The organism is Kribbella sp. NPDC104218 (assembly GCF_055584105.1).
The window spans coordinates 1,219,593-1,234,602 of record NZ_JBVJMQ010000002.1 but is presented as its reverse complement, the minus strand read 5'-3'; the positions used below and the strand labels follow the sequence as shown (position 1 = coordinate 1,234,602).

Below are 15,010 nucleotides of genomic sequence, written 5' to 3'. Positions count from 1 at the left end.
GCCCGTTGGCCCGTTGGCCCGTTGGCCCGTTGGCCCGTTGGCCCGTTGGCCCGTTGGCCCGTTGGCCCGTTGGCCCGTTGGCCCGTTGGCCCGTTGGTGGCTGTGCTGTGAGCGGGCGGTGGGAGACGATGCGGGTCGAGCGCAAGGTATTGCTGGTGGCTCGGACCGTGACCTCGGTGAATCGGGTGCTCGAGGTTGTCGGTGTCTTCGCCGACGATCCGCGGGTGCAGGTCGTGTTCGTGGTGAACCGGGGCTCGCGGTTCGGCGCCGAGGTTCCTGCTGTGCTGGAGAGCCTCGAGGTCTTGATGATCGACTGGGAGCAAGCGATTGCTCAGGAGTTCGACCTGATCGTTGCCGCCAGCGACCACGATGACCTGCACGAGCTGCGCGGCCCGCTGGTTCTGCTTCCCCATGGGGCGGGATTCCAGAAATTCTCTCCGTACGCGGCCGGCGAACGCGCGGGGCTGACCAGCAGCGCTCTGTGGCACGATGGCGAGGTCGTCCCCGCGCTAATCGCTTTGTCGCACGAGAACCAGCGCGCCCTGATCCCAGAGCTTGCCGACCGCACCTTTGTCGCGGGCGATCCTGCGCTCGACACCTTGCTCGACCTCCGAGCCCGGCGTGACGCGGCTCGCAGGGCACTCGGCGTCGAAGCACATCAGCAGCTGGTGACCGTTACGTCGACCTGGGGTCCGGGGTCGCTCATGGGGCGCTGGCCGACGCTGCCGGCGCAGCTGATTGCCGAGTTGCCGTGGGACGAGTTCCGGGTAGCCGCAGTCCTGCATCCGAACATCTGGGCTGCCTACAGCCCGTGGCAGGTAAGGCATTGGCTGCGCACGGCCACTTCGTGCGGCCTGATCTTGCTCCCGCCGACAGGCCCATGGCTGCTTGGCCTCGCGGCCGCCGACTGCGTCGTCGGCGATCACGGTTCCCTGTCCGTGTACACGGCAGGCCTGCAGATCCCGCTGGTGATGGGTACTTTCTCCACCGAAAGTACGCCGGACGATTCGGCCGTACGGCGGCTTTCGCAGAGCGTTCCGCGGCTCGACGGTCAGCGATCGCTCACAGCGCAGGTCCGCGATGCGATCGCGGACGCCGATCGTGCACTCCTTCAGGAGGCCGCTGCAGATGTCTTCTCGGCTCCTGGTCAGTCGCTGAGTCTGTTCCAGCAACGGCTTTACGAGCTGTTGCGCTTGATGCCGGCAGCGGCGCCCGTGCGGCCGGAGCTGCCGGGTTGGACTCCACTCGGCCGGAATGTGCGTGCCTTCCACGTCGAGGTCAGCCAGACGGACGATGTGCTCGAGGTAGAGCGCTTCCCGGCCGCGCTGGCCGCTCTTGGACGGCCACGTGGTTCCAGGTATCTCGTGGCCTACGCCGACGCGGACGAGAAGCTCGTGCAGCGTGCCTCCGCGATCATCAGCACCGGTGAGTCAGCTACGGCGCTACTGGAGCGGTATCCGGGAAGTAGCGTCGTCTACGACGGTGCCGTGCTCAGCGAAACAGCATGGCGGATCGTTGCGTCCGGCGCCGATCTGGATCCGGTGATCGTGGTCGCGACCTGGCTGCACCGACGATCGGCAGGGCAGGTGCTTGTGCGGGTGGGCGGTCGGGAGCTGGCGCGACTGCAGTTCGCGGCCAGCTAGAGGGCATCGAGTCGCGCCTGAATCTGCTCGGCGCGATCGAAGTCTCCGATGTGTGTCACGACCGCCAGCAGTCGTTCCAGGTACTCGCGTCCGGTCTGTCGGTCTCCGGCCCCGATCGCCAGGTCGGCCAGGCGCTCGAGCGGTGGGATGATCAGATCGGTTTTGCCGAGCGCCGCTCCGCTGATGACGGACTCCAGGAGCGCGGCCTCTGCCTCGTCGATTCGGCTCAAGCCCTGCAAGGCCTCGGACCGGCTGAGCTCGATGCGAGAGGTGGCGCGGTGGTCGGCGAACGGCCGGATGAGTTCGAGCGCTCGATCAAGCAACGGCAGGGCATCGCCGTGCCGGCCGATCTTGGTCAGACTGCGACCGCAGAACTGCGACTGCAACGCGACGCCACGCTGATCATCGAGCTGCTCGCTCAGCTGCAACGCCTCCTCGAAGCGTGGAAGCGCAGCCCGCGGGTCGCCGCGCCGATAGAGAACTTGGCCTTCGAAGTCGAGCACCGAGGCGATCAGAGCGATGTCGCCGGTTGCCCGGGCGAGCTTCAGTGCGGCGGCGATGTCGGACGCCGCGTCGTCGTACTGCTCGACCTCGATCCAGGCACGGCTGCGTAGACAGCGCGATCTGGCCTCGGCACGGTCGTCACCTTGCGCTGCAGCGACGGCCAGCGCGCCGGCCTCCAGCCACTCCCGGTAATAGCTGTGACTGCTGTAGAACGGCCAGCTCCCTTCGAACAGCTGCCAGACCTGTTCATTCAGCCCCTGCGCACTCGCCTCCCGCATGACCTCGAAAGTGGAGCGATGCCACTGGCCGAACCACTCCATCGCCGCACCGGGGGTGCTGAACGGACTGTGCCCGCCGAACGGTGCCGACGAGACCCGGAACCGCTCAGCCGCGATCGCACGATCAGCGGCCTGCACCAGTGCGAGCCAGGCGCGGATGATCGCTGCACGGCGCGCCTCACGGGAGGCCTGCTCGTCCTCGGCAAGCGCCGCCTCAGCCGCATGCAACTTCACCAGGGTCGGCATCGAGTAGCCACCGTCGATCGGATGCAGCAGATCGAGCTGCGTCAGGACGTCGATCGCATCGTCGGTTCCAGGAAGGGCGTCAAGGACCTCAGCGGGCCACTGGTCGGCCGGTGCGTCGCCCAGGGCCCGATAGAGTTGCGCGACGCCGTCGTCAAGCCAGTGGTAAGCCGTGTCGAAGACCGCCGTCATGGAGGCCCAAGTGCCGGGCAATGAAGGTCGCTCGCCCAAAGCCGACCGGTGCGACTCGACCTCCTCGACCAGCTCCGCCAGCCGCAGCCGCCGACGGCTCTTCAGCCGGTTCGCGATCAGTGTCAGGCCGAGCGGGGAGCCGTCGCACAGAGCAACCAGGCGACGGGCGGCTGCGTCTTCGGCGGTGATCCGATCCGCCCCGACACTCGCCGTCAGGAGCTCGAGTCCATGGAGCTCATCAAGGCCGAGCAGCGGCCGGACGACGGCGCCGGCAAGCTCGTCGAGGCGAACCTCTCCGGCGACGATCACCAGCGCCTGCGCTGAGTTCGGGATCAGCATCCGCACCGGAGCGGCGTCCGTTGCGCCGTCGACGAGCATCAGGACGCGCTTACCTGCGGTCAGCGCCAGAAACCGCCGGTGTCTGCCGCGGAGATCGCTCGGGATCTGGCCGGGCTCCTGCCGCAGGTCCACGAGGACGCCGTTCAGTACGTCCTCCGGAGCGGCCGCTTCGTGATTGACCGTCCCCTCGAGATCCACCCAGATCGCGATGTCGAACAAATTGTCAAGAACCGCGGCGCAGCGCTTGAGCAGCTCCGTCTTGCCGGTGCCCGCCCGCGCGTGGACGGCCACCACGGCCGGGCCGTCGCGCTCGGCCTTGGCCAAGCTGCTGATTTCGTCGACCAGCTCGGTCCGATTCACAAAACCGGCTACCGGCGCCTCGACAGCCCATACCGAAAGAGAGGGAGTAGCGGGCAGCTCGGCCAACAGCCGACCCAGCTCGTCGAACGCGGACCGCGCCCGCCGGCCATCGTCCTGACGTGAATTCACGACGTCAACTCGCTACAAACACTCGCCGGCACTCCGTGGTCCTCCCGCTCGATCACTGTCCGCCAACTTTAGAACACATCAGGCCAACGTGACGTGCTGGCGCAATCCTCACGTGTCGCACCCATCCGAATGCTGGGCGGCCCCGAATTGGTAGCCGAGGGCAACGGCTGCTCTCGTCGCCGATCAGGAAGTTCGAGTCCGGACCCGCGACGTGGACCCGATGGCGATTCACCTCTTCGAAGGAGAACCATGGACTACCACTCGGGCCTCAACATCGTCGTGGGCCTGTACGTCGAGATCAGCTCCCGCTGGAGCGGCCACGGCCACTGGGGACACGGTCTGCTGAACATCTTCAACTGAGTCACCCGCCGAACCTCTGATCGGTCCGGCCGTGCGCCCTCCGCATCCGCGTCCCCCATGGCGCGCTGCGGAGGGCATCCATCACGGTGAGGGTGCTCGTTCTCCGGCGTCCGTCGTCGACGCTCTCCTAGTGGCGCGGAGGACCGCCGCTTCTCACGCGACAAATGACTAGCCGCGGCTCGTCATCGAGAGGGGTGGTCAGAGGCGAGGGTTCTTCGGCCCGGTACCACCCAGAAGTAGGGTCTGCGCGCTAGGCGTGGTCGCCGTCGATCAGGAGGTGGGTCTCGGCGAGCGCCGCGGCGAGGCGATCATGCTCGAACTGTGCGGCTCTGGACTCAGCGCTGATTACGCCACACCGATGGACGCGTCGAAAGTCGCCGTAGGGGAACTTGTAGCGACCCCGCACGCGAATCCGGACGCCCGCGACGTCTACCTCGCTCAACTCGAACTCATCGCACGCTGAGCGCATGCACGCCGACGGCCTCGCCAGCACCAGTCCTCGCGCTTCCAAGCTGACCAACGAGCCGACAGTGCCAAAGCAGAGCCATGTCGATGCCGACGGTTCAACGCGCCGCAGACCGTGGCTCCGGGTGTTCGTCGGTGAAGGCGAGGTGGGCGGCGGCCTGTCCGCGTAGTTTGTTGGTTGCGCGCCATTGCAGTTGTTTGATGGCGCCTTCGGTGCGCTGCATCGCTTGGGCGGTCTCGGTGATCGAGAGGCCGGCGTAGAAGCGCAGGAGCAGGCACTCGCGCTGGTCGGCCGGCAGGCGGTCGAGAGCTGCGCGGAGCGCCTCGGCGCCGAGGACGCCGATCGCGGCCTCCTCGGGCCCGGCGGCCTGGTCGACCTGTGGATCGAAGTCGTCGGTGACGACGGCGAGCCGGCTCCACGCCGATCGGTGGTGGTCGATGACGACGTTGCGGGCGATGGTGATCAGCCAGGCGATGAAGTCCAGGCTGCGCTCCGGCCGGCGGGTGATCGCTCGGAACGCCCGTACGAACGTCTCGCTGGTCAGATCCTCCGCCAGGGCGCGCGACGACGTCTTGCCGTAGGCGTAGCGGAAGATCGTGGTGACGTGCTGGTCGTAGAGGTGAGCGAAGGCATCGACGTCACCGGCCTGCGCCTGCTTGACCAGTCGCTCTACCTCATCGGCAGTCACCGCTGTGGCTCGGACGAGCGATTACTGGATACTGCCTCACACGTGTTGGACATGCGCTTCCTGGCCCCGTTTCGCAGTCAGCTACATCGAAAGATCACGAAAAGGTTACCGAAGCCAGCGCTCTGTGTCACCAGAAATCGCCAAGAGTGATGGTTTGTGATGACTTGCAGAATTCTTCAATTCACTAGATGCTGAAGCTGTCGAGCAGTTCGCGTGGGAGGTGTGCGATGGGTGGGAGTGAGTTCGCTGGCGATCTTCGGCGACGGGTTCGGGAGGCGAAGCGGGCGTTGGCCACGGCGAAGGCCGAGGATGACTTCTACGCCGTGGATGTGCGCGCGGGTGAGCTCGACAGTCTGTTGCGGCTGGCAATGGAGCACGGTGTCGACCTCAACGCCGGTGGCGGCCTCGGCGAGCGGGTCGGTGACCGATGACCGGCGGGCCGGTTCCGCTGTATCAGGCGAAGGCGGAGTTCTTCCGGATGCTGGGTCATCCGGTCCGGATTCGGGTGCTGGAGTTGTTGCAGGACGGGCCACGTCCGGTGCGTGACCTGCTCGCCGATATCGCGATCGAGCCGTCCAGTCTTTCTCAGCAGCTTGCGGTGTTGCGCAGGTACGGCATCGTGAAGTCACGGCGCGTCGGGTCGAGTGTCGTCTACGAGCTTGCCGGTGGCGAGGTCGCGACGCTGCTGCGAACCGCTCGCCGGATCCTGACCGAGCTGATCGCCGGGCAGAACGAGTTGCTGGCCGAGTTGCGAGAGGCCGAGGCCGCTCCTCGATGAGTCCCTGGTCTCGCGCCCGGGGCCGGGCGGCTGCACTGCTACCTGCTCGTGGGGACCTTGCCGCGATGACGCGGCAGCCACGCCGAGACTTGGTCGCCGGGCTGACGGTTGCCATCGTCGCGCTGCCGCTCGCTCTGGGCTTCGGCATCTCGTCAGGGCTTGGCGCCGCCGCAGGTTTGACCACCGCGGTGGTCGCCGGCGCGGTCGCTGCGGCGTTCGGCGGATCGAACCTGCAGGTCTCCGGCCCGACCGGTGCGATGACCGTCGTCCTGGTACCGATCATGTCGGCGCATGGTGCCGGCGGCGTGCTGACCGTTGGACTGCTGGCCGGGCTGATCTTGATCGGGCTCGCAGTCGCCGGCGCCGGTCGCTACATGGCGTTCGTTCCGGCCCCGGTCGTCGAGGGTTTCACGCTGGGGATCGCCTGCGTCATCGGATTGCAGCAACTCCCGGCGGCCTTGGGCATCACGCCGCCCGAGGGTGACCAGGTCGTCGTTGTCGCTGTCCGCTCCGCCGCGGCCTTCGTCGCACACCCGCACTGGGTGGCGGCCGGGCTGGCGCTGGCGGTCGCAGTGGCCATTGTCGTGGGCGCTCGGTTCCGGCCGGCTGTGCCGTTCTCGATCGTGGCGGTCATCGCCGCCACGGTTGTCGCCGAGGTCGCCCGCCTCGATGTCGCGCGGATCGGAGCATTGCCGTCCGGACTTGCCGCGCCCTCGGTCGCCTTTCTCGATCCATCCGCGGTGTGGTCCTTGGCCGGGGCGGCCCTGGCCGTCGCCGCGCTGGCCGGGCTGGAATCGTTGCTCTCGGCCTCTGTCGCCGACGGCATGGGAGTCAGTCACAAGCACGATCCGGATCGCGAGTTGTTCGGCCAGGGCCTGGCCAATCTGGTCACGCCGCTGTTCGGAGGTGTCCCGGCCACCGGCGCGATCGCCCGGACCGCCGTCAACGTCCGGTCCGGAGCCGGCTCCCGGCTGGCGGCCCTCGTGCACGCGGCCCTGCTGGCCGCGATCGTCTACACCGCGGCCCCGCTGGTCGGCCGGATACCGTTGGCCGCGCTCGCCGGAGTTCTCCTGGCGACGGCGGTTCGGATGGTCGAGGTCGGCTCGGTCCGGGCGATGGCTCGCGCCACCCGCTCCGACGCGATCGTGCTCTCCCTGACCGCCATCGCCACCTTGGCACTCGACCTGGTCAAGGCGGTCATTCTCGGCCTCGTGGTGGCCGGCGGGCTCGCGCTGCGGGCAGTCGCCCGCAGTGCTCGGCTACGCCAGATGCCGCTGCACCCCGACCTGCCCGGCGACCACACCGCCGAAGAACGTGCTCTCCTGGACGAGCACATCGTTGCCTACCGCATCGATGGGCCGATGCTCTTCGCCGCCCACCGATTCCTGCTCGAACTGTCCGAGGTCGCGCACGTCTCCGTGCTGATCCTGCGGATGTCGGCCGTCAGCGCGATCGACGCCAGCGGCGCCCTCGTGCTCAAGGACGTTATCGAGAAAGTCCAGCGCCGTGGCATGGTCGTCCTCGTCTCCGGCATTCGCCCGGGTCACCATCGAACTCTGGACGCGCTCGACGTCATCAACGACCTCCGGGCCGCGGGCCGCGTCTTCGCCAGCACACCTGAGGCCATCCACGCTGCCCGAGTGCATCTGCACGACATCGGCGTCCTCGACGAAGCCCCCGGCCAGAGCGCGGCCGAACGCGGTTGACCCACCGGACTACAGACTCAGCGTCATTACGGTGCTTCGGTAGGTCTTGTTAGGCCATTGAATGGTGTCGGCTGGGGTGAAGCCCCAGTGGTGGTATAGCCTGATGAGTTCGGTGGCGGGTTCGGCGGTGTCGACGCCGATCATGGTGGCGCTGAGGTCGATCGCGGCACGGCGGCCGATAGTCCACAGGTGGGCGCCAATGCCAGTTCCTTGGTGGGTTGGTGCGACGGCGAGTTGGCTGAGCCAGGCGCGGTCCGGCGTCCGGGCGTGCTGGGTGAGCTCGGCGAGGGCTGGTTCTGGGGGCATGCTGATGGTGATAGTCGCGATCAGTACGTCGTCGAGTTCGAGGACCCAGCAGCTGCCGCTCGAGGCTCGGCGCAGGGTGGTTTCGTCGGACTGGTCGACGGCGGTGAAGTTTAGGCCGCGGCGGCCGAGGCCTGCGTATGCCTGGTGCAGGAGCGCTGTCAGTCGGGGTGTGTCGGAAGGTGTGAAGGGGCGTGCGGCTGTGGTCATGCGATGTGGCCGGGGGACACGATCAGGGTGAGCGAGCCGCCGAAGTGCGGTTGGGTGCGGAGGTGGCCGTGGTGATCGTCCCAGGCGCCGCTGGCGAGGTCGCTCCCGAGGTGTTGCTCGAATCGTTCGTGGACGTCGGGAGAGACGAAGCTCCAGGCGGAGTTGGCTTTGCGGGCTCCTGGGTCGAGGAGTCGTTCGGGGCGCCCGTAGTAGGCCTCGCTGAAGCCGTCGATGCAGTTCAGAGGGATGGGGAGGGCGGTCGCTTCGCCGCCTCCGAGCCCGGACAGGATGCTGTCGATGGAGGAGTAACGGCGGGCCTCGGTGTCGATTGCTTCGGGGGCGTAGTCGTAGAGCCAGAAAGTGTGCAGCAGGGTCGGGTCGCAGGTGAGGACGGCGACGGGGCCGCGGGTGACGCGGCGTACTTCGGTGAGGCCGGCGGTGAGGTCGGTCCACTGGTGGACGGTGAAGGTGGCCATGGCGGCGTCGAATGTGTTGTCGGCAAAGGGCAGTCGCTCTGCGGTGCCGTCGATGGCAGCGACCCGGCCGGCGGGCCGCTGGGCGCGCATCTTGGCCGAGGGCTCAACGGCTGTGACGTCGAGGTCGCGGGGTTCGTACGATCCTGCACCGGCTCCGATGTTGAGCACCGAGCGGGCGTCGCCGAGCGCGTTGCGAAGGGCGGTCTCGAACTCCGGCTCGGGCTGGCGGTACGACGTGTATCCGTCGCCGATCCGGTCGTAGTCGGCGTCGCCCGCGCTGCCGTCCGCGGAGCGTTCGCGGTGGTGGTCGTGGGTGCTCATCAGGCTCCTTTGCTTACGAGTTCCGTACAACCGACCTTAGGTCAGGACCAGTCCGGCCAATGGACTGCTGGAAGGACCACCTGCACGACTGGCCGGCTAAGTGGCGACCACATGGTTCGGCCGCGGTTGACACAACGGATCGTGAGCGGATCAGTGCACTGCGCCCCGAAGTCGATCTGCTGACTTGACAAGATCGTCAAGATTTGACCGGCAGTCTGGTTCTTCGATGGGCAGGACAACGCCGGCGCGTAGGTGCCCGAACCGTCGGTGTGACGTCCAAGGCGTCCCCGGTGCGCGTCCTTCGAGCTACGCCAGCCACCGTCGACAGGAGGTTCGCCAGATCTGGTGCGGATATGGCCGAATTGAGTAGGCCTGAGGATCGATACGTGACCTCGATGCCGGCAGCAAGAAGCTCGCAACGGCTGAGGCCTGGCTCCTCCGGAGCTTCTCGGCGTTGCTGCCCGCGACTGGAGTCGAAAGCCATTCAGCGGGGGCAGTCGGTAGCGTCCGAGATTCTGGCACTGGGTGGTGGCAGCTTCGCCGAAGCGCTCACGCGTGAGCGCCTGCCGGTCGGCGAATCGTTCGGTCACGTGGTCGGCGGCTGATGTGGACAACTGCTCGGCCAACGTGTCGTCGTTCATCTGCTTTCCCCGTGGAATGCCATCTGCGGGAGCACGGCCGCCCCGGCCTGTGTGCCGGTTCCCGGTATTGCGCGTGCAAGCGGGTGGCCGGCTCTTGTGCCCAAAGTCAGCCGAACAGCCCATGACTGGCGGCGCGCGCGGCCGAAGGTGCAGTGGGCTGCCCGGCTCGGCCGCGGCGGGCCCGCTTGCGCCTAGTGCGCCGGGGTGCGGACCGATAAGTCGGTACCCACGAGCAATCTCTCGCTGGCGTGACCAGCCCAGCAGCGTCTCCGTAACTATCGCTTCATAACTCGGCAACGCGTGAGCAATATCTGGCTGGTCGCATAGTGGGTGACGGTTGCTCCGACCTTTCACCAGGAGGCCGGAGCAACCGCTAGTCGCGTTCGCATGGTGTGCAGTGGCCGGTGCCACAACGCACGCGTTGCAGGAGGCGACGCCTGCGGGTCCAGCGCGTCCCTCGTATCTCTTTTCCTCAACTGCGTAACCACCGCGTGCTGATGCGCGTTGACTTTGCGAGAGCCACGCGTGCCGGAGTAACTCGGGGGAATTCCGGGTTGCTTCGCGGGGCCTCCCCAGGCCCGTCGCCGGAACAACCACCTGGCGACGGGCCCGGTGTTGCACTCGCAGATGCTGGATGAAGGCACCAGTTCATCGAGTGTGAGCTACCCGGCGCGGCTGGCGCTGACGGTCTTGCTGCGGCCTGCTACACGCAGCTCGACACGGCTCTTACAGGTCGTCGCGGCCGATGACGTGGTGAAGTTGCCGGACCGCCGCTTCGGCGGCATCCGCTACACGATCGAGGGTCCGCGTCAGGTTCGAGGGTCGCGGTGAGCTCGGCGATGAGTTGGCCGCGGTCCTGGAGGACTCGTCCGGATCCATTGCGTACGCCGGTAGTCAGCGTAAGCGCCTGGCTTGCGACAGCCGCGTTCCCGTCGGCAGTGAGATTGACGTACCAGCCGCTGCTGGTCAGACCGTGGAGTCCGTGACTCGCGCGGGCGCGCTTGGCCGCTGACTCCACGTGCGCTGCGAGCCAGTGCGCGTGACCGACTTCAGTGCGGGAGCCTGCGAGTTTCGATGAGCTCGGCGGCGACGTCACGGAGCTTGGTATTCGTGTCCTGCGAGTAGCGCTTGAGGATGGCGAACGCGCGATCGCCATCGATGTCGTAGCGCTCCATGAGGATGCCCATGGCCTGACCGACCAGCTTGCGCGCGTCGACGGCCTGCACCATCGTCTCTTCGTGACGGGCACTGCCGACGGCGACTGTGGCGTGCCGGGCGAGGATCTGAGCGACCGCCTCGTCATCGGGGCCGAACGCATCCGGCCGTGCCGAGTAGAGGCCAAGGACACCGACGGTTCCGGCACCGGTCGTCAACGGGAGGTCGAGCACGCTCCGGACACCGAGCTCCTGCACCTTTTCTGCCCACTCCGGCCACCGTCCGTCGACTACCGTAGCGCGGACCAGCACCATTGAGCGCTCGCGCAACGATTCGGTCAGTGGCCCCTTGCCGCTGGGCGATCGCCTTGTCACGGGCGCAGGCTAGGGCGCGGTCGGCTGTGGTGAGTCGGCCTGTCCGCGGCCGGGCTGTGCAATGGTTCGCGCCGTTCGACCTGATGTTGTCGGACTGAGCCGGCTCCGAAGGCTGTTGTAATCACCGCGCGCGAGTGTGCTGGTGCTGGGTGGGTCGCCGAGCGGAGACGTGGATCGGATCGCGTGTCTTTCTCGGTAGGCGACAACTTGGCGGAGAAGATTCGTCCGCTGTGGGGCGGGTTGGTCGGCGGTGAGGCGGACGAACTCGTTGTACCAGACGGGAGATTCGGAACGAGCGGTTTCGGCGAGCGAGTTCGCTCGGAGTGCGATCTGAGTTTCGAGTTCGCGGAGCGGTGCGATGAGAGTGGGGTCGCTGACGTGGCGGGCCGGGGTGACGATGCCGGCGATCGTCGCGGGGTGCTGCCCGGATCTCAGAGCTTGACGCATGATCAGGCGGCTGGCTCTGGTGTGGAGGACGGCGGCGATGTCGTGTGCGTCCGTCAGGCGTGCCTGGGCCACGGATTTGTGGAGGAGGTCGTGAGGGTTGAGTCCGAGGTGTTCGCCGCGGCGGAGTTCGGCGACGAGGGCGCCGTAGGCGGGGGAAGCTTGGACGGCGGCTTGGTCGGCCGCCGTTAGGCCGCTGGCGGTGAGGGCTTTGGTGATGCGGGGGCGGACGTCGAGTTGGCAGAGGTGTTCGTAGATGGGGACGAGGCGGTCTAGGCGGGTGGCGTTGTCGAGTTCTTGGCGCATGACTTCGTGGGCGGAGAGTTCGACGCCGGGGTTGGTGAGGATGGTTTCGAGGACGTCTTGCATGGTCTGTTCGAAGCGGGGTTCGTGGAGGTCTGCCGCTGACTGGTGGGTGGCTACGTACGCCCGATTCGAGTCGCGGCCGCGGGTCATGCCGACATACATCAGGGCTCGGGTGAGGTGGTCTGTGGCGACGAGGTGGGCTGTGTCGACGGTGGCGCCCTGGGCTCGGTGGGCTGTGGTGGCGTAGGCGAGCTCGACGGACTCCTGGACGTACGAGGCCGGGAGGGTGACGGTGTTGCCGGTGGGGTTTTGGGCGGTGAGGGAGCCGTCGGGCCAGCGGTGGATGACGGTCCAGTGGTTGCCGTTTTGGACGTAGCCGGTGGTGTGGCGGAGCCGGCGGTTGTTGAGGCGGGTGACGATGTGGTCGCCGAGGCCGACGTGGGTGGCGTCGTGGAGTTCGATGCCGTCGGGTTCGACTTCGCCGGTGGTGATGCGGTCGAGGCGGGCGCGGGCGTTGAGGCGGGCGACGGTGGCGTTGTCGGCGGCGATGAGGAGGCTGGTTTTGCCGTTGCGGGTGTCGGTGAGCCAGGCCTGGTAGGCGGCTTCTTCCATTCGGCCGGCGGAGCCTGCGGTGAGGCGGTCGTGGTTGTCGTAGGCGTCGATGACGTGGAGGTCGCCGGCGCGGAGGGCGAGGCTGGCGTCTCGTTCCCAGGGCGCGGCGAAGCGCCAGACGTCGCTGAGTTCGGCGGCTTGGGTGTCTTTGGCGATGAGGCGGAAGGCGCCGCCGGTGTCGGCGGCGCCGAGTTGGGCGTCGTCGCCGACGAGGAGGAGTTTGGCACCTGCTGCGTTGACGGCGCGGGCGAGGATGGCGAGTTCCATGGTGCCGGCCATGGACGCTTCGTCGATGATGACGAGCTGGTCTGCGTTGAAGGTCCAGCGGTCGTGTTCGGCGCGGAGAGCGGCTAGTTGGGCGGTGAGGTTTTGGTGGCGGCGTTTGCGGCGGGCCTGGTGGGCGAGGTGGACGGCCTGTTCGGTGTGGTGAATGCGTTGGCGGCGGGTTTCGGCGCCGAGGCCGGCGGATTCGTAGACCCATTTGGCGATGTTCTCGGTGGGGGTGCCGATGGCGTCGGACAAGATGGTGGAGGCGGCTGAGGAGGGCGCGAGCGCGATGATCGATCCTTCGCCGTAGGTCTGTTGCCAGCTGGTGGCGAGGGCGGCGAGCAGGGTGGTTTTGCCGGTGCCGGCGGGCCCGATCAGCGCCTCGACTTTCTGGCCGCTGGTGGCGATCCGGTGAAGCGCTCGGACTTTGTCGGGGCTGAGGTCGTGCGAGTGCACCTGCCGGTTGGTGAGTTTGGGGCCGGTCGGGTCTTTGGCGAGTTCGAGGAGTGCGGATTCTGCGCCGAGGATGACGGGGGAGGTGTAGATCTGGCCGTTGTGGACGGTGAAGACGCTCTCGCCGCTGCTGCGGGTCAGTGGTGTGGTGACGAGGGCCGGCGCGGTCAGGCTGATCGAGTGCTGCTCGGCTGCGGCGACGATCGATCGGAGGGCGGCGAAGCGGTCGCCGGGTGAGACGAATCGGAGGAGGCGTGTTTGTCGTGCGGCTTCGGCGAGGAGGTTCCAGCGGGTCCAGGTAGCTCGTTTGAGCTGGAGCGTGAGGACGGTCGCGGCACCGTAGGCGTCGACGGCTTCCGGGCTGAGATCGGCCGCGGCAAGGGGACGGTCATCGTGTTGTTCGAGTGACTGCTGGATAGCTGTGATCACGTCGCTGCCGACGGCTTGATCGGCGCGTTTCTTCCATCCGGTCATCAGCTCGATCAGCGGCCGGACGTGGTGTTTGGGCGGCCGGTTGAGGAGCGTCGCTTGTTGCCTGAGCACGTACATTTCGCGGCGGCTCGGCGGACGACCTGAGCTGTCGCGGGCGTCCAGGAGGGCGGCGAGATTGGACTCGATCTGTTCGGTTCTGGCCGAGAATTCCTTGATGAGTTCGTCGGGCACGGCGTCGATCTCGAAGGCCGGGTTGCGGCGTTCGCCGCGGTCGCGGAGTTCCCAGTTGACGCCGAGCCGGCGAGTCAGGCCGTCGGCCAGGATGACGTTGTGGATCTCCGACATCGCCACGGTCGCGCGGTGCAGGATGCGGCTGTCGAGGGTTCGCCAGGCGCCGTCGTCTTTGCCCTGGACGCGGTTGGCGACGACGACGTGGGTGTGGAGTTGCGGGTCGCCGCTGCGCGCGTCCCAGTGATCGAACGCGGCGGCGATGAGTCCGCGGGTGTCGATCTGCGCGATGCCTTGGTCGCCGGTGCGGCTGAACGCGGCGTACTGCTCGAGGAGCTTCATCACCTCGTCGACGGCGTCGTGATGGGCGGCCACGATCTGTTCCTGGATGCCGACGTCCGAGATCGCCCAGAGCGCGGAAACGGATTTGGCGGGGGAGAAGGTGAAGTCGAATCCGGCCACCGCTTGTTGGGTCTTCTTGCGCATCTCGGTCCGGTGGATCTGCTTGATCGCGGCGTCTCGTTCCGCGGCGTCCAGGCCGGTGCCGAGCGCGCGGATCTGCTCGGTGATCCGTTGCGTCGGGCTCTTGTAGACGGGGTACGGGCGGCCGAGCGCGCGGCCGTTCAGGGGGTCTTCCGCGCGCCCGAACAGGGCCGCCATCTGGGGTTCGGTGACCTCGCTACCGGCGGTCAGGGTCCCGTCGCCGAGGCCGGGAAGCCCGCCGCCGAGCCAGCGGCCGGGTGGGTATCCGGCGGAGGTGTAGTAGGCCGTCAACGGGGTCGCCATCCGGCGGTCGACGTCGCCTGAGGCGATGTGCTGGAGCAGGTAGTTGTAGCCCTCGCCGACGGTCATGCGGTGGATGGTCAGCACTCTGCACACCTCCCGGAATCCCCGCTGCAGGCGGGTCTTGTGCACTCCATAACCGGGATCAACGGGTGAGCCAGGTGAAGCCCATCGCGAGGGTCGGCAGACGGACCGCTCCTCAAGTGCCAGATGTGTGCCGGTGCCCACCCTTCGCGGCCGCGCCCGAAAAGTTGCTGGCGGCATCCGTTGATTTGGGTGAACCAGGCGATCGGACCTGGACCGAGGTCAAGGAGAGGGA

11 protein-coding genes and 1 pseudogene are annotated in these 15,010 nt (G+C 67.4%); 6 read left to right on the top strand and 6 right to left on the bottom strand.

The window, feature by feature from the left end; all coding sequences use genetic code 11:
- Window positions 1-128: 128 nt before the first annotated feature.
- A complete protein-coding gene (locus tag ACZ6ZD_RS21605; protein WP_465674754.1) occupies window positions 129-1,643 on the top strand; it encodes a hypothetical protein in 1,515 nt (504 codons plus the stop codon).
- Here the strand turns inward: ACZ6ZD_RS21605 and ACZ6ZD_RS21600 are convergent.
- Window positions 1,640-3,688, bottom strand: coding sequence for an NB-ARC domain-containing protein (locus ACZ6ZD_RS21600; protein WP_465674752.1), 2,049 nt, complete (start codon window positions 3,686-3,688; stop codon window positions 1,640-1,642). The two genes, ACZ6ZD_RS21605 and ACZ6ZD_RS21600, sit on opposite strands and share 4 nt — an antisense overlap.
- Before the next feature lie 616 nt (window positions 3,689-4,304).
- Here ACZ6ZD_RS21600 and ACZ6ZD_RS21595 point away from each other — a divergent pair.
- The gene (locus ACZ6ZD_RS21595) at window positions 4,305-4,511 is read left to right on the top strand and encodes a hypothetical protein (protein ID WP_465674750.1); all 207 of its coding nucleotides are present in this window, start codon (window positions 4,305-4,307) and stop codon (window positions 4,509-4,511) included.
- 100 nt (window positions 4,512-4,611) lie between these two features.
- Here the strand turns inward: ACZ6ZD_RS21595 and ACZ6ZD_RS21590 are convergent, their stop codons facing one another.
- Complete coding sequence (locus tag ACZ6ZD_RS21590; RefSeq protein WP_465674748.1) at window positions 4,612-5,202, bottom strand: sigma-70 family RNA polymerase sigma factor; 591 nt, start codon at window positions 5,200-5,202, stop codon at window positions 4,612-4,614.
- A 227-nt stretch (window positions 5,203-5,429) separates the two neighbouring features.
- Here ACZ6ZD_RS21590 and ACZ6ZD_RS21585 point away from each other — a divergent pair, with 227 nt between their 5' ends.
- From ACZ6ZD_RS21585 to ACZ6ZD_RS21575, 3 genes are all read left to right on the top strand, one after another.
- Window positions 5,430-5,633 (top strand): hypothetical protein, encoded by a 204-nt coding sequence (locus ACZ6ZD_RS21585; RefSeq protein ID WP_465674746.1) that lies wholly within the window; start codon window positions 5,430-5,432, stop codon window positions 5,631-5,633.
- Window positions 5,630-5,980 carry an ArsR/SmtB family transcription factor gene (locus ACZ6ZD_RS21580; protein ID WP_465674744.1) on the top strand — a complete coding sequence of 117 codons (351 nt, stop codon included), beginning with the start codon at window positions 5,630-5,632 and terminating at the stop codon, window positions 5,978-5,980. The genes ACZ6ZD_RS21585 and ACZ6ZD_RS21580 overlap by 4 nt, the downstream gene beginning before the upstream one ends.
- A 65-nt stretch (window positions 5,981-6,045) precedes the next feature.
- Window positions 6,046-7,686, top strand: a complete 1,641-nt coding sequence (locus ACZ6ZD_RS21575) for a SulP family inorganic anion transporter (protein ID WP_465674742.1) — start codon at window positions 6,046-6,048, stop codon at window positions 7,684-7,686.
- Between the two features lie 9 nt (window positions 7,687-7,695).
- Here the strand turns inward: ACZ6ZD_RS21575 and ACZ6ZD_RS21570 are convergent, their stop codons facing one another.
- Window positions 7,696-8,199, bottom strand: coding sequence for a GNAT family N-acetyltransferase (locus ACZ6ZD_RS21570; protein WP_465674740.1), 504 nt, complete (start codon window positions 8,197-8,199; stop codon window positions 7,696-7,698).
- Window positions 8,196-8,996 (bottom strand): class I SAM-dependent methyltransferase, encoded by an 801-nt coding sequence (locus ACZ6ZD_RS21565; RefSeq protein ID WP_465674738.1) that lies wholly within the window; start codon window positions 8,994-8,996, stop codon window positions 8,196-8,198. The genes ACZ6ZD_RS21570 and ACZ6ZD_RS21565 overlap by 4 nt, the downstream gene beginning before the upstream one ends.
- 1,268 nt (window positions 8,997-10,264) lie before the next feature.
- Between ACZ6ZD_RS21565 and ACZ6ZD_RS21560 the strand changes: the two genes are divergently transcribed.
- Window positions 10,265-10,468, top strand: coding sequence for a hypothetical protein (locus tag ACZ6ZD_RS21560; protein ID WP_465674736.1), 204 nt, complete (start codon window positions 10,265-10,267; stop codon window positions 10,466-10,468).
- 218 nt (window positions 10,469-10,686) lie between these two features.
- On the opposite strand, the pseudogene ACZ6ZD_RS21555 reads toward ACZ6ZD_RS21560, so the two are convergent.
- Together ACZ6ZD_RS21555 and mobF are read right to left on the bottom strand one after the other, a co-directional pair.
- Window positions 10,687-11,148, bottom strand: a pseudogene (locus tag ACZ6ZD_RS21555) (GAF and ANTAR domain-containing protein); the annotation flags it as partial.
- Window positions 11,149-11,175: 27 nt separating this feature from the next.
- Window positions 11,176-14,955, bottom strand: a complete 3,780-nt coding sequence (mobF, locus tag ACZ6ZD_RS21550; RefSeq protein ID WP_465674734.1) for a MobF family relaxase — start codon at window positions 14,953-14,955, stop codon at window positions 11,176-11,178.
- Window positions 14,956-15,010 lie beyond the last annotated feature (55 nt).